Origin of the sequence: Phenylobacterium sp. (genome assembly GCF_019636135.1) — a bacterium.
GTDB lineage: Bacteria > Pseudomonadota > Alphaproteobacteria > Caulobacterales > Caulobacteraceae > Phenylobacterium.
The window spans coordinates 42392-56899 of sequence record NZ_JAHBYD010000023.1 but is presented as its reverse complement, the minus strand read 5'-3'; the positions used below and the strand labels follow the sequence as shown (position 1 = coordinate 56899).

The window sequence follows — 14508 nt, the reverse complement described above, 5'->3', positions numbered from 1 at the left end:
GCCGGGAGGGAGATCATGAGACACGACCTTTCCATCGCCGCCGCGGTCCTCGCGGCCCTCGCCGTGGCCCCGGCCGCCGCCGTCGCCATGGACGCCAAGTCCGCCGTGGACGCGGCCAAGGCCGAGGGCGTCGTGGGCGAACAGGCCGACGGCCTGCTGGGCTTCGTGAAACCGTCGAGCGACACCGCGCTGAAGGCGGCCGTGGACGAGATCAACGAAGGCCGCATGGCGCTCTACCGCCAGGCCGCCGCCAAGAACGGCGTGCCCGTCGAAGCGGCCGGCGCGGCCGCCTACACGAGCGTGGTGCAAGCCAACCTGAAGCCCGGGCAGTACTACAAGCCCGCGGGCGGGGGGTGGGTGAAGAAGTAGGGCGCCTCCCGACCACAACGGCTGTCATCCCGGTTTTGGCCGAAGGCCAAAGACCGGGACCCAACCGTCCGGCGCTCTGAGTATGGGCGTGGCCCTGATCGGCGGGGCCACCCTCCCAAGCGTCCGATCACCTGACGGTTGGGTCCCGGTCTTCGCCTGGCGGCGAAACCGGGATGACACCCGTGGGTTTGAGCGAAGGGCTACGCCGGCTCGGCCTGCTTCACCAGTTGCGCCTTGCGCTGGCGGCGGCGCCTGGTGAGCACGTGTTCGGTGTAGCCGTTGGGCTGGGCGCGGCCTTCGAAGACCAGCTCCAGGGCCGCCTGGTAGGCCGGCAGCTCGGTGTTCCCGGTGAGCGGGGTGTAGAGCGGGTCGTCGGCGTTCTGGCCGTCGACGACCTTGGCCATCCTCGCAAACGTCTCGCGCACCTGGGCGTCCGAGCAGACGCCGTGGTGCAGCCAGTTGGCGATGTGCTGGCTGGAGATGCGCAGGGTGGCGCGGTCTTCCATCAGGCCCACGTCGTGGATGTCGGGCACCTTCGAGCAGCCGACGCCCTGGTCGATCCAGCGGACCACGTAGCCCAGGATGCCCTGGGCGTTGTTGTCCAGCTCCTGCTGCACGTCGGCCGGGCTCCAGTTCGACTTCGCCAGCGGCGGGGTCAGCAGGGCGTCCGTGCCGGTCCTGGCGGCGCTCTTCGCCATCTCGGCCTGCAGGCTGGGCACATAGACCTCGTGGTAGTGCAGCGCGTGCAGGGTCGCGGCCGTGGGCGAGGGCGTCCAGGCGGTGTTCGCGCCCGCCTTCGGGTGGCCGATCTTGGCCTCCAGCATGCCCTTCATCATGTCGGGGGCGGCCCACATGCCCTTGCCGATCTGCGCCTTGCCCGGGAAGCCCGCGGCCAGGCCGATCTCGACGTTGCGCTTCTCGTAGGCGGCGAGCCACGGCTCGGCCTTGATGGCGTCCTTGCGCATCACGGGACCCGCTTCCATGGCGGTGTGGATCTCGTCGCCGGTGCGGTCGAGGAAGCCGGTGTTGATGAACACCACCCGGTCCCTGGCGGCGAAGATGCAGGCCTTGAGGTTCGCGCTGGTGCGGCGCTCCTCGTCCATGATGCCGATCTTCATGGTGTTGGGCGCCATGCCGAGGCCGTCCTCGACCATGTCGAACAGGTGGACGGCGAGCGCCACCTCGTCGGGCCCGTGCATCTTGGGCTTCACGACGTACATCGAGCCCGCCGGGCTGTTGCGGCGCGCGCCCTTCAGGTCGTGCAAGGCGGCGGCGGCCGTGACCAGGGCGTCGATCACGGTCTCGTAGGCTTCCTTGCCCTGATAGCGGACCATGTCGGTGGTCATATGGTGGCCGACGTTGCGGACCAGCATCAGCGAGCGGCCGGGCAGGGTCAGCTTGCCGCCGTCGGGCGCCTGGTAGCGGCGGTCCTCGTCCAGCGTGCGGGTCTCGGTCTTGCCGCCCTTCTGGAAGGTGGCGGCGAGGTCGCCCTTCATCAGGCCCAGCCAGTTGCGGTAGACGCCGACCTTGTCCTCGGCGTCGACGGCGGCGACCGAGTCCTCGCAGTCCTGGATGGCCGTGATGGCGGACTCCATCAGGACGTCGGACACCCCCGCGGGGTCGTCCTTGCCGATGTTGTGGGTGCGGTCGACCTGGATCTCCAGGTGCAGGCCGTTGTGCTGCAGCAGCACCGCCGAGGGGGCCGCGGCCTCGCCGCGCCAGCCGGCGAGCTGGGACGGGTCGGCCAGAGCCGGGCTGAGCGCGCCGTCCACGATCGCATAGCCCTTCACGTCGGCGTGGCTGCCCGAGGCGAGCGGCGCGACGCGGTCCAGCAGGGCGCGGGCATAGGCGATCACCTTCCCGCCGCGGACCGGATCGTAGCCCTTGCCGCCGGTCGGCGGTTCGATGGCGTCGGTGCCGTAGAGCGCGTCGTAGAGGCTGCCCCAGCGGGCGTTGGCGGCGTTCAGCGCGTAGCGGCCGTTGGAGACCGGCACGACGAGCTGCGGCCCGGCGATCCGGGCGATCTCGGGGTCGACGTTCGACGTGCCGATGGTGAAGTCGGCCGGCTCGTCACGGAGGTAGCCGATCGCCTTCAGGAAGGCGGTGGCCTCGGCCACGTCGTAGGGCTGGCCCTTCCGCTCGCGCCACCAGGCGTCGATCCTGGCCTGGAGGTCGTCGCGCACCTTCAGGAGGGCGTCGTTCCGGGGCGTGAAATCGGAGAGGATGCGCTCCAGCGCCGCCCAGAACGCCTTCGCCGCCACGCCGGTCCCCGGCAGCAGCTCCTGTTCCACGAACGAATGCAGCAGATCGTCGACCTGCAGGTTGCCTGAGATGTCCATGCCTACCCAAAGCCCTCGAACCGGCCGCGGTGCAAGGCCGGCAGTTCAGAATGAAGTCACAAAAAGAGGCCCGGGGCGACGCGCCCCGGGCCCTGGTCACACGTTAGCCGGCCCGCCCCTCAAGCGAACTGGTTCATCGTGTTGTGGACGCCGCCGGCCTTCAGGGCCGCTTCCCCGGCGAAATATTCCTTGTGGTCGTCACCGATGTCGGAGCCCGACATGTTCTGGTGCTTCACGCAGGCGATGCCCTGGCGGATCTCCTGGCGCTGGACGCCCTTGACGTAGCCCAGCATGCCCTGCTCGCCGAAGTACTCCTTGGCCAGGTTGTCCGTGGAGAGCGCGGCCGTGTGGTAGGTCGGCAGGGTGATGAGGTGGTGGAAGATGCCCGACCGCTTGGCGCTGTCGCGCTGGAAGGTGCGGATCTTCTCGTCGGCCTCGAGCGCGAGGTCGGTGGCGTCGTAGTCGACGCTCATCAGCTTTTCGCGGTCGTAGGCCGAGACGTCCTTGCCCGCCGCCTTCCAGGCGTCGAACACCTGCTGGCGGAAGTTCAGCGTCCAGTTGAACGACGGGCTGTTGTTGTAGGCCAGCTTGGCGTTCGGGACGACTTCGCGGATGCGGTCGACCATCGAGGCGATCTGCTCGATGTGCGGCTTCTCGGTCTCGATCCACAGGAGGTCGGCGCCGTTCTGCAGCGAGGTGATGCAGTCCAGCACGCAGCGGTCGGCGCCGGTGCCTTCGCGGAACTGGAACAGGTTCGACGGCAGGCGCTTCGGACGCAGCAGCTTGCCGCTGCGGTTGATCACCACGTCGCCGTTCTTCATGTCGGCGGGCGCGATCTCCTCGCAGTCGAGGAAGCTGTTGTACTGGTCGCCGATGTCGCCGGGCTGGTGGCTGACGGCGATCTGCTTGGTGAGGCCCGCGCCCAGGCTGTCGGTGCGGGTGACGATGACGCCGTTGTCGACGCCCAGCTCGAGGAAGGCGTAGCGGCAGGCGCGGACCTTCGCGAGGAAGTCCTCGTGCGGCACGGTGACCTTGCCGTCCTGGTGGCCGCACTGCTTCTCGTCGGAGACCTGGTTCTCGATCTGCAGCGCGCAGGCGCCCGCCTCGATCATCTTCTTGGCCAGCAGGTAGGTCGCTTCCGCGTTGCCGAAGCCGGCGTCGATGTCGGCGATGATCGGAACGACGTGGGTCTCGAAGTTGTCGATCGCGTCCTGGGCCTTGGCCTCCTTGACGCGGTCGCCGGCCGCGCGGGCGGCGTCGAGGTCGCGGAACAGCATGCCGAGCTCACGGGCGTCGGCCTGCTTCAGGAAGGTGTAGATCTCCTCGATCAGCGCCGGCACCGAGGTCTTCTCGTGCATCGACTGGTCCGGCAGCGGGCCGAAGTCAGAGCGGAGCGCGGCGACCATCCAGCCCGAGAGGTAGATGTAGCGCTGCTTGGTCGTGCCGAAGTGCTTCTTGATCGAGATCAGCTTCTGCTGGGCGACGAAGCCGTGCCAGCAGCCCAGGGACTGGGTGTAGTTGGCCGGGTCGGCGTCGTAGGCGGCCATGTCGGCGCGCATGATGCCGGCCGTGTACTTGGCGATCTCGAGGCCGGTCTTGAAGCGGTTCTGCAGGCGCATGCGGGCCACGGACTCGGCGCTGATGCCGTCCCACGTGCCGCCCTTGCTCTTGATGAGCTGGCCCATCTCGATGATGTGATCTTGGTACGCCATGGCCCGGTATCCCCAGACAGAAATGAAGGTTGACGGGCACGTAACGCGGGCGGGCGCCGGCGACGAGGCGTCGCGGGGTGCAGGTGTAAAACTTTACAAGATTTCCTTGTAATGCTGTAAGGTCTTACATCTCAGGGCTTTAGGTTCATGGCCGCCGATCGCCGACTCTATGTGGGACCGAGCCTCCGCCGGCTGCGCCGCGACCGCGGGCTGACCCAGGCCGACATGGCCGCCGACCTGGAGATCTCGCCCTCCTACGTGGCGCTGCTGGAGCGCAACCACCGCCCCTTGTCGGCCGAGCTGCTGCTCAGGCTGGCCCAGACCTACAAGCTCGACATGTCGACGCTCGCGGGCGGCGGCGGGGCCGAGGAGACGGCGCGGCTGCAAGGCGTGCTGAAGGACCCGATGTTCGCCGACATCGACCTGCCGTCGCTGGAGGTCGCCGACCTGGCGGCCAACTTCCCGGGGGTGATGGAGGCCTTGCTGCGCCTCTACACGACCTACCAGGAGGAGCAGCTCGCGCTGGCCGACCGCCACAGCGCCGAGCCCGGTGAGGACGACGCTTCGGATCCGGTGGCCGAGAGCCGCCGGTTCCTGGCGGCGCGGCGCAACAGCTTCCCCACCCTGGACGACGCGGCCGAGCGGCTCGCGCAGGCGATGGGCGGCGCCGACGGGCTGATCGCCTACCTCAAGTCTCGGCATGGGCTGCGCGTGCGCCGCCTGCCGCCCACGGTGATGGTGGGGTCGGTGCGCCGGCTGGACCACCACCGGCGCGAGATCCTGCTGTCCGACGACCAGGACCACGCCAGCCAGAGCTTCCAGCTCGCCCTGCAACTCGCCTACCTGGAGCTCGGCGGCGACGTGGACGCCCTGATGGCCGAGGGCAGCTTCAGCGAGAGCGCCGAGCGGCTGACGCGCCGCGCGCTGGCGAGCTACGCGGCCGCCGCGCTGCTGATGCCCTACACGGCGTTCGCCCGCGCCGCCGAGCAACGGCGCTATGACGTGGAGGCGCTCGGCCGGCAGTTCGGGGCCAGCTTCGAGCAGACCGCGCACCGGCTGACCACCCTTCAGAAGCCCGGCGACGAGCGGTTGCCGTTCTTCTTCATCCGCGTGGACGAGGCCGGGAACGTGTCGAAGCGCCTGGACGGCGCGGGCTTCCCCTTCGCGCGGCACGGCGGCGGCTGTCCGCTCTGGAACGTGCATCAGGCGTTCCGCACGCCGCGCCAGATCGTGACCCAGTGGCTGGAGCTGCCCGACGGCCAGCGCTTCTTCTCCATCGCCCGCACGGTGACCGCCGGCGGCGGCGGGTTCGGCAAGGCCAAGGTCGAGCGCGCGATCGCGCTGGGATGCGCCGCCGAGCACGCGCACCGGCTGGTCTACGCCGATCCGCAGGCGCCCGTCGAAGCCACGCCCATCGGGGTCACCTGCCGCCTCTGCCACCGCACCGAATGCGTCGCCCGCTCCGCCCCGCCGATCGGCCGCCAGATCCTGCCCGACGACATCCGCCGCACGGGCGCCCCATTCGGATTCTCCGATAGTTGACGCCGGGCGGGAAAACGCCCGCGCGGGGTCGATTTACGCCGGGGAGCCTCTTGGCTCCGCGGTGTATCCGGGGTCAAAAGACAGGCCAATTCGGGGATAGCTGTTCGACATGCCTCCACGCGCCGCCGCGGCGAGATCCACGGACCGTTTCGAACGCAAGCGGGAGGCCATCCTGGATGCGGCGACGCGCATCCTGAACCGCAAGGGCATCAAGGGCCTGACGCTGGGCGACACCGCCGCGGCGGTCGACCTCTCGACCACCAGCGTCACCTACTACTTCAAGCGCAAGGACGACCTGGCGGCGGCCTGCATCACCCGCGGGATCGAGACGCTGACCGACATCGCCGACCAGGCGGTGCGCGCGGGCGCGCCGCAGGAGCGGCTGCACGGCTTCGTCACCCGCTACCTCGACATCCTGAAGGCCACCGAGGCGGGCGCGGCGGCGCCGCTGCCGATCATCTCCGAGCTGCGCGCGCTCACCTCGCCGCGGCGCGAGGAGGTGGCCAGCGCCTACGGCCGGCTGTTCCGCAAGGTGCGCCAGATCTTCGACCACCCCGACCTGATGTGGATGTCGCGCGGCCGGCGCACGGCCCGCACGCGGGTGATCCTGGAGCAGGTGTTCTGGGGCGGCGCCTGGCTCTCCAAGTACGATCCCGAGGACTATCCGCGCATCCGCGACCGGATGGTGGACGTGTTCGTGAACGGCCTGGCCGTGCCGGGCGCGAACTGGGACCCGGCGCCCATCGACATGGAGAAACTGGCGGGCGGCGATGGGCCGGCGCGCGAGACCTTCCTGCTGGCGGCGACCCGGCTGATCAACCGGCGCGGCTATCGCGGCGCCTCGGTCGACAAGATCTCGGCCGAGCTCAATGTCACGAAGGGCAGCTTCTATCACCACAACGAGGCCAAGGACGACCTGGTGGTCACCTGCTTCGAGCGCAGCTTCGAGGTGGTGACGCGCGCCCAGCGGCTGGCGATGGAGCTGCCCGGCGACCAGTGGGACAAGGTCGCCGCCTGCGCCGCGGCCCTGGGCGAGTTCCAGCTCTCCGACCACGGCCCGCTGCTGCGCACCAACGCGCTCACCGCGTTGCCCGAGCAGATCCGCAAGGTGATGGTCGAGCACTCGAACCGGGTCTCGGACCGCTTCGCCTCGATGATCTCGGACGGCATCGCCGAGGGCTCGCTGCGCCCCGTCGACCCGTTCATCGCCTCGCAGATGCTGAACGCGACCCTGAACGCCTGCGCCGAACTGGGCTACCTGGTGCCCGACGTCCGGCCCAAGGCCGCGCCCGCCGTCTTCGTGAAGCCGCTCCTGATGGGCGTGTTCCGGCATTAGGGCCGATAGACCCTCGGGTCGCCAGACGTGATCGCCGCGCACAGGTTCTTCTCCCGCAAAGGGAGAAGAACCTGCACCGGACCTGATCCGGAGTGTCAGCCGCAGGCGGATGAAGCTGTCCGGCGCAGCATGCGCCGCAGGCGCCCTGATTCCCGCCACGAAGAACACGAAGATCACGAAGGGTGCGAGAAGCGCGCTGCGCCCAGCCCATCCGCGGCGCCTTCGTGACCTTCGTGTCCTTCGTGGTTGAATCGACATGGCGCTGGCGCGCCAACGCAGCTCGAAGGCTCGCACGACCCCTTCCGGCGCTGCGCCACCTTCTCCCGCAGGGGGAGACGGGCACGATGAGGCCGTTCCGTCAGTCGCCCGTGGTCAGGATCACCTTGCCGACGTGGGCGCCGGCCTCCAGGTGGGCGTGGGCCTCGGCGGCCTGGGCCAGCGGGAAGACCTTGTCGACCAGGGCCCTGATCCTGCCGGCGGCGATCCAGGGCCAGACGATCCGCTCGACCTCGCCGGCGAGGCGCGCCTTCTCGTCGGCGCTACGGGGACGAAGGGTGGAGCCGGTGATCACCGCGCGCTTCATCATGATCGCGAAGACCGGGATGTTGAGCTGGCCGCCGCCGAGCGCGGCGATGAACACGATCCGGCCGCCGGTCTTGAGGGCGTCGAGGTTCTTGGGCACATAGTCGCCGCCCACCATGTCGAGCACGACGTCGACACCGCCTTCCGCCTTGGCGATCTCGGCGAAGTCCTGGGTGGTGACGTCGACGGCGACGTCCGCGCCCAGCGCCTTGGCGGCGGCGGCCTTGTCGGCGCCGCGGCCGGTGGCGATCACCTTGGCGCCGGCGGCCTTGCCCATCTGGATGGCGGTGACCCCGATGCCGGATGTCGCGCCGTGGATCATCAGCGTCTCGCCCGCCTTCAGGCCCCCGTGCTCGAATACGTTGGCGAAGACGGTGAAGACGGTCTCGGGCAGGCCCGCGGCCTCCTCGAAGCCCATGCCGGCCGGGATCGGCAGGGCGTGGCGCGCATCGACCACGGCGTATTCGGCGTAGCCGCCGCCGCCCAGCAGGGCGCAGACCTTGTCGCCCACCTTCCAGCGGCCCGCGGCCCGGGCCGCGACGCCGGCCACTTCCAGCCCCATGGTGTCGGGCGCGCCGGGCGGGGGCGGATAGCCGCCCTGGCGCTGCAGCAGGTCGGGCCGGTTCACGCCGGCGGCCTTCACCTGGATCAGGATCTGGCCGTCCTTCGGCTCCGGGATGGGGACCTGCACCGGCTTCAGCGCCGAGGCGGGGCCTTTGCCGCCTTCGATGGCGATCGCCATCATCGTCTCGGCTTCGACAGGGCTGGTCATGGCGGAGTATCCCCGAAAACTTGCGCAAATCGCAGTTGAACGGTCAGATAGCCATGCAATCGGGGGACGCATAGGAGGGTTCGAGGTGGAAGAACCTGCTGAAGTCCGGGTTGGCCGCGGCCAGCGCCTGTACGAGGCCTGCCGCGAGGACCTCGAACTCTTCGGTGTCGAGGAGCTGGAGGAGCGCCTCGGCATCCTGCGCGCCGAGCAGGCGCGGGTGGAGGCCCAGATCGACAGGAAGCGGTCCGGCCGCGCCGCCGCCGACGCCCTCTTCGCACCCCGCGCCAACTGACACGCGGCCGAAGGTCGCCGCGGCGTTTTCGTTCAATCCGTGGAAACCTCACTTGGTGTAAGGGTCGCGGGATGCACGATACCCGAGCCCCCGATTGGCGTGACGACGTCATCCAGGACTTCGCCCGCTCCGAGCTGTTCGAGCGGACGTTCCAGGAGGGCATGGAGCTGGTCGAGGAGACCGCCAGCTACCTGGACGGCGAAGGCCGCCAGGAATCGAAGCTCCTGTCCCGCAACGCCGCCCTGGCCTACGCGGCCGAGAGCATGCGCCTCACCACGCGCCTGATGCAGGTGGCCTCGTGGCTCCTGGTGCAGCGCGCCGTGCGCGAGGGCGACATGAAGCCCGCGTCCGCCTGCGAGGAACGCTATCGCCTCAACGCCGGCGAGGTGTCGCGCACCGGGGACGCGGAGGCGGCGCGCGGCGAACTGCCCCGCGGCCTGACGACGCTCGCCGACCGCGCCGAGCGGCTCTACGAGCGCGTCCGCCACCTCGACCGGCGCATGTACGTGGACAGCGAGACCGCCGAGCCGACCAATCCGGTCCTCAGCCACCTCGACCGCCTGAAGAACGCGTTCGGGGGATAATTCCCCCACAACTTGTCATCCCGGTTTCGGCGCAGGCGAAGACCGGGACCCAACCCACCGGTGCTCTGAGGTGGGGACTTTGCTCAGTCGGCCCGGGCCAGCCGCCCAACATCGAAGCACCCGTGGGTTGGGTCCCGGTCTTGGCCTGCGGCCAAACCGGGATGACAACGCGTTGGGGAAATAGAAAACGCCGCGAAGGCTGCCCCTCGCGGCGTTCGTGTTCTGGATCCCGGCCTTCGCCGGGATGAGTCCGGCTATCGCCGGCTCATTTGCGCGTGAAGGCGCCGAACTTGGCGTTGAAGCGCGACACGCGGCCGCCGCGGTCGAGCATCTGGTGGCCGCCGCCGGTCCACGCCGGGTGGGTCTTCGGGTCGATGTCCAGGTTCAGCGTGTCGCCTTCCTTCCCGTAGGTGGAACGCGTCCTGTAGGTCGTGCCGTCCGTCATGACGACGGTGATGAAGTGGTAGTCGGGGTGAGTGTCTTGTTTCATCGAACGGACGCCTGACGTAAGGGTGCGGGCCGGCCCGGTCGGGGCGGCGAAAAACGAAGCCGCGCGTATAGAGAACCGCGGCGGCAAAAGCAAGGTGCGCCGTCTTGAGGGTGTTCGGGGATGAGTGAGTCGGGGCCCCAGTCTCCAGCCGACGGGTCTGCCGTCGCGGGGCGGCCCAGCGCCGGGCAGGCGCTCGCCCAGTCGGTGGCCGACGCCAGGGCCAAGCGCGAGCGCAGCCGCAACGTCGGCGCGCTGCGGCGGCTGGCGCCGTTCCTGGCGGCCCACTGGGGCCGGGCGGGCGCGGCGCTGTTCTTCCTGCTGCTGTCGTCGAGCGCCACGCTGGCGATCTCGTGGGCCGTGCGCCAGGTGGTCGACCACCTGACCGCGGCCGGGATGGACGCGCGGACCGTGGACCAGCGGTTCCTGCTGGTGGGCGCGGTCGCCGCGACCCTGGCGCTGGCGACGGCGCTGCGCTTCTATTTCGTCACCAGCACGGGCGAGCGCGTGGTCGCCGACCTGCGCAAGGCCGTCTACCGCCACATCCTGACGCTGGACCCGGCGTTCTTCCTGGGCACGCGCACCGGCGAGGTGCTGTCGCGGCTGACCACCGACGTGGCGATCATCGAGAACCTGCTGGCGACGTCGGTCTCGGTGGCGCTGCGCAACTCCCTGATCCTTGTCGGCGCGCTGATCTGGCTGGTGTTCGTGAGCCCGAAGCTGACGGGACTGGTGCTGCTCACCTTCCCGTTCGTGATCGCGCCGCTGTTCATCTTCGGCCGGCGGGTCCGGAAGCTGACCACCAACGCCCAGGACCGCTTCGCCGACGCCGTGGGCTCGGCCGGCGAGAGCCTGGATGCGCTCGAGACCGTGCAGGCGTTCGGACGCGAGGAGGCCGCCGCCGACCGGTTCGGCGGGGCCGTCGAAAACGCCTTCCGCGCCCAGATGCGGCGCATCACCACCCGCGCCATGATGACGGCCGCCGTGATCGTGCTCGTCTTCGGCGGCGTGGTCGGCGTCTTCTGGCTGGGCGTGCATGCCGGCCTGCGCGGCGAGATCAGTTGGGGCGCGCTCTTCCAGTTCGCCTTCCTGTCGGTGATGGCGGCCAGCTCGGTGGGCGCGCTGGGCGAGACCTGGGGCGAGGTGCAGAAGGCCGCCGGCGCCATGGACCGCATCGGCGAGCTGCTGGACGCGCGGCCGGGCGTGGCGCCGCCGGCGCACCCCATCGCCCTGCCGCAGCCGCCGCGCGGCGAGCTGGCGTTCGAAGGCGTGACCTTCGCCTATCCCGCGCGGCCCGACCTGCCGGCCCTGAAGGGCTTCTCGCTCACCGTCCGGCCGGGCGAACGCGTGGCTCTGGTGGGTCCCTCGGGATCGGGCAAGAGCACCGTCTTCCGCCTGTTGCTGCGCTTCTACGACCCGCAGGCCGGACGCGTGGTGGTGGACGGCGTGGCGCTGACCGACGCCGACCCCCGCGAGGTCCGCGCCCGCATGGCGCTGGTGGCGCAGGAGAGCCCGCTGTTCTCCGGGACGGCGGCGGAGAACGTGCGGTTCGGGCGCGACGGGGCGAGCGACCTCGACGTGGCCGGCGCGATCAGGGCGGCGCAGGCCGAGGGCTTCCTCAGCGCCCTGCCGGACGGGACGGCGACCCAGGTCGGCGACCGGGCCCGCGCGCTCTCGGGCGGCCAGCGGCAGAGGCTGGCGATCGCGCGCGCCCTGGTGCGCGAGGCGCCGATCCTGTTGCTGGACGAGGCGACGAGCGCGCTGGACGCCGAGAACGAGCACCTGGTGCAGCGCGCGCTGGACGAGGCGATGAAGGGCCACACGACCCTCGTCATCGCCCACCGCCTCGCCACCGTGCTGAAGGCCGACCGCATCGTCGTCATGGACGAGGGCCGCGTGGTCGAGCAAGGCACGCACCACGAGCTGGTCGCGAAGAACGGCCTCTACGCCCGCCTGGCGGCCCTGCAGTTCGAAGCGGCGTAGCCAGCCTCAACAACGATTGTCATCCCGGTTTCGCCGCAGGCGAAGACCGGGATCCAACCGTCGGGTGCTCTCATGTATGGCGTTCGGCTCGACGGTCGGAGCCATGCTGGAGACGCGGAGCACGGGTTGGTTGGGTCCCGGTCTTGGGCTGCGCCCAAACCGGGATGACAGCTCAGGGTAAGGGGTGTGGCCTACCGTTCCCGCGCCTGCGCGGCCAGGCCGGGGAAGTCCGAGAACAGGCCGTCGACGCCCGCCGCGTAGAGGGCCTTGAAGACGGCTTCGACGTCGCCGTGGTCGGCGGGGCTCGTCCCTCTCCGCAGCTTGGGCGGCAGGAAGACGTTTTCGGCCCGGACGGTCCACGGGTGGACCTGGAGACCCGCGGCGTGGGCGTCCTTCACGAGTGCGGTGGCCGGGCCGAGGCCGCCGTCGGCCGTGGGGACCACCAGCGGCCACTCCGGACCCAGGCCCTCCGCGAAGGCGGCGACGGCCTTGATGCCCGCGGCGGACTTCACGTCGACGGGCGCGGGACCCTGGCTCACCAGCATCACGCGCCGGGCGCGGCCGCCCAGCCTGGCGAAGGCCTTCAGCGGCTCGACTTCGAAGCACTGGACGAACACCGGGGCGGTCCTGCTGTTGAGGCCGTTCGTCTTGAGCGCGTCGAGCACGCGGCCCTCCAGCGGCAGGCCGAGGCCCGCGAAGTAGGCCGGGTGCTTCATCTCCGGGTACGTGCCGATCTCGCGGCCGACGCGCCTGCCCTCGGCCTTCGCGAGGTCGAGGACCTCCTGGAAGGTCGGGATGGCGGCGAGGCCGTCGAACCTGGCGCTGCCGGGGCGCAAGGCCGGCAGGCGCTCGCGGGCGCGGAGCGTCTTCAGCTCGGCGAGCGTGAAGTCCTCGGTGAACCAGCCGGTGACCTTCTCGCCGTCGATGACCTTCTCGGCCTTGCGGCTCGCGAACTCGGGCCGGCCGGCGACGTCGGTCGTGCCGCCGATCTCGTTCTCGTGGCGCACCACGAGGTGGCCGTCCTTGGTGCAGCAGAGGTCCGGCTCGATGAAGTCGGCGCCCTCGTCGATGGCGAGCGTGTAGCCCGTCAGCGTGTGCTCGGGCCGCTCGCCGCTGGCCCCCCGGTGCGCGATGACGATGGGGCGGACCGGCGTCTTCGCCGGCACGGGCCCGGCGGCGGCTGTTGCGAGGGTCATGGCGGCGAGGGTGCGGCGGGTGATCATGCCGCCGAGCTTAGCCCTATTTTGCGGCCGTCAGGCGACCGAGCAGTTGCGGATGCAGTTCGAGGTTGCCGGCCACGATGGAGCCCGACGTCAGGACCTCGTCGCCGCCCTCCGCATCGGTCACCTTGCCGCCGGCCTCGGTGACCAGCAGCGTGCCGGCCGCCAGGTCCCAGGCATTGAGGTCGCGCTCCCAGTAGCCGTCGAAGCGGCCCGCCGCGACCCAGGCGAGGTCCAGCGCCGCCGAGCCGAAGCGGCGCACGCCCGCGACCCGCTGGCTGATCTGGTGCAGCTCCTTCAGGAACTTCGCGTGCTGGCCATGGCCCAGGAAGGGGATGCCGGTGGCGAAGACCGCCTCGTCCAGGTTGCGGCGGGCGGCGACGCGCAGGCGGTGTTCGTTGACGAAGCAGCCCTTGCCCTTCTCGGCCCAGAACATCTCGTGGGTGATCGGGTTGTAGGTGACCGCGGCCACGATGCCGGCGCCGTCGCGCTCCAGGGCGATGTTGATCGCGAAGTGCGGGATGGCGTGCAGGAAGTTGGTGGTGCCGTCGAGCGGGTCGACGATCCAGCGGTGCGACTTGTCGGTGCCCTCGACCAGCCCGCGCTCCTCGCCCCAGAAGCCGTAGCCGGGGCGCGCCTTGGTGAGCGCCTCGAACAGCACCTGCTCGGCCTTGAGGTCGGCGGCCGAGACGAAGTCGGCGGGCGCCTTCTTGGCCACCTGCAGCTCGGCCAGTTCGCCGAAGTCGCGGTTCAGGCCGCGCGCGGCCTTGCGCGCAGCGTCGCTCATCACCTTCAGGAGGGCGGATTGGGTGCTCACGTTGGGAAAGATCTCGGCAGGCGGATAGAGGGCGCGATACCTAGTCTCCGGGGCGGGTGAAGGCAAGGAGCGGACGATGACCGAGCGTGTGGCGACGTGCTTCTGCGGCGACTATTCGGTGACGATGCGGGGCGACCCGATGCTGGTCTCCGCCTGCTGCTGCACCCGTTGCCAGCGGCGGACCGGGAGCTTCTTCGGCGTGACCGCCTACTTCCGGCCCGACCAGATGGTCGCGCAGTCGGGGGAGGAGAAGACGTTCCGGCTGGACGATGCGACCACGCGGTTCCGGCAGTGCGCGCGGTGCGGGACGCCGGTCTGGTACGCGCCCGACGACGACGGCTGGGGCGAGGACATCATGGGCGTCAGCGACGGCTGATTCGCCGACCCGACGCTGCCGGGGCCGCACCGGATGACCCACGCCGCGACCGGCCACCCGTTCGTCCAGGCGCCGGAGGGCGTGCCGGTCCACGAGG

General features: G+C 70.3%; 13 protein-coding genes. 7 read left to right on the top strand and 6 right to left on the bottom strand.

Going from position 1 to position 14508, the window contains the following annotated elements; all coding sequences use genetic code 11:
• The first annotated feature begins 15 nt into the window (after positions 1-15).
• Positions 16-369, top strand: coding sequence for a YdbL family protein (locus KF737_RS16100; protein WP_296457023.1), 354 nt, complete (start codon positions 16-18; stop codon positions 367-369).
• A gap of 200 nt (positions 370-569) precedes the next feature.
• Here KF737_RS16100 and KF737_RS16095 read toward each other — a convergent pair whose 3' ends face one another.
• Together KF737_RS16095 and KF737_RS16090 are read right to left on the bottom strand one after the other, a co-directional pair.
• Positions 570-2708 (bottom strand): malate synthase G, encoded by a 2139-nt coding sequence (locus tag KF737_RS16095; RefSeq protein ID WP_296457021.1) that lies wholly within the window; start codon positions 2706-2708, stop codon positions 570-572.
• Positions 2709-2827: 119 nt separating this feature from the next.
• Complete coding sequence (locus tag KF737_RS16090) at positions 2828-4420, bottom strand: isocitrate lyase (RefSeq protein ID WP_296457018.1); 1593 nt, start codon at positions 4418-4420, stop codon at positions 2828-2830.
• A gap of 147 nt (positions 4421-4567) precedes the next feature.
• On the opposite strand from KF737_RS16090, the gene KF737_RS16085 reads away from it, so the two are divergent.
• Both KF737_RS16085 and KF737_RS16080 read left to right on the top strand, forming a co-directional pair.
• Positions 4568-5962, top strand: coding sequence for a short-chain fatty acyl-CoA regulator family protein (locus tag KF737_RS16085; RefSeq protein ID WP_296457015.1), 1395 nt, complete (start codon positions 4568-4570; stop codon positions 5960-5962).
• 109 nt (positions 5963-6071) lie between these two features.
• A complete protein-coding gene (locus KF737_RS16080; protein WP_296457012.1) occupies positions 6072-7298 on the top strand; it encodes a TetR/AcrR family transcriptional regulator in 1227 nt (408 codons plus the stop codon).
• Positions 7299-7656: 358 nt separating this feature from the next.
• Here the strand turns inward: KF737_RS16080 and KF737_RS16075 are convergent, their stop codons facing one another.
• Positions 7657-8652 (bottom strand): NAD(P)H-quinone oxidoreductase, encoded by a 996-nt coding sequence (locus tag KF737_RS16075; protein WP_296457010.1) that lies wholly within the window; start codon positions 8650-8652, stop codon positions 7657-7659.
• A gap of 85 nt (positions 8653-8737) precedes the next feature.
• Here KF737_RS16075 and KF737_RS16070 point away from each other — a divergent pair, with 85 nt between their 5' ends.
• Positions 8738-8944, top strand: a complete 207-nt coding sequence (locus KF737_RS16070; protein WP_296457007.1) for a DUF1192 domain-containing protein — start codon at positions 8738-8740, stop codon at positions 8942-8944.
• Between the two features lie 71 nt (positions 8945-9015).
• Entirely contained in the window at positions 9016-9528 is a 513-nt protein-coding gene (locus KF737_RS16065) for a DUF1465 family protein (protein WP_296457004.1), read from the top strand.
• A gap of 265 nt (positions 9529-9793) precedes the next feature.
• Here KF737_RS16065 and rpmE read toward each other — a convergent pair whose 3' ends face one another.
• A complete protein-coding gene (gene rpmE, locus KF737_RS16060; RefSeq protein WP_296457001.1) occupies positions 9794-10018 on the bottom strand; it encodes a 50S ribosomal protein L31 in 225 nt (74 codons plus the stop codon).
• Positions 10019-10138: 120 nt separating this feature from the next.
• Here rpmE and KF737_RS16055 point away from each other — a divergent pair, with 120 nt between their 5' ends.
• Positions 10139-11998: an ABC transporter transmembrane domain-containing protein gene (locus tag KF737_RS16055; RefSeq protein WP_296456999.1), complete on the top strand. Its 1860-nt coding sequence runs from the start codon at positions 10139-10141 to the stop codon at positions 11996-11998.
• A 191-nt stretch (positions 11999-12189) separates the two neighbouring features.
• On the opposite strand, the gene KF737_RS16050 is transcribed toward KF737_RS16055, so the two are convergent.
• Together KF737_RS16050 and KF737_RS16045 are read right to left on the bottom strand one after the other, a co-directional pair.
• On the bottom strand, positions 12190-13194 hold the full coding sequence (locus tag KF737_RS16050; RefSeq protein WP_296457076.1) for a glycerophosphodiester phosphodiesterase: 1005 nt from the start codon (positions 13192-13194) through the stop codon (positions 12190-12192).
• Between the two features lie 43 nt (positions 13195-13237).
• Entirely contained in the window at positions 13238-14035 is a 798-nt protein-coding gene (locus tag KF737_RS16045) for an inositol monophosphatase family protein (protein WP_296456997.1), read from the bottom strand.
• A gap of 76 nt (positions 14036-14111) precedes the next feature.
• On the opposite strand from KF737_RS16045, the gene KF737_RS16040 reads away from it, so the two are divergent.
• Entirely contained in the window at positions 14112-14411 is a 300-nt protein-coding gene (locus KF737_RS16040; protein ID WP_296456995.1) for a GFA family protein, read from the top strand.
• Positions 14412-14508: the final 97 nt, after the last annotated feature.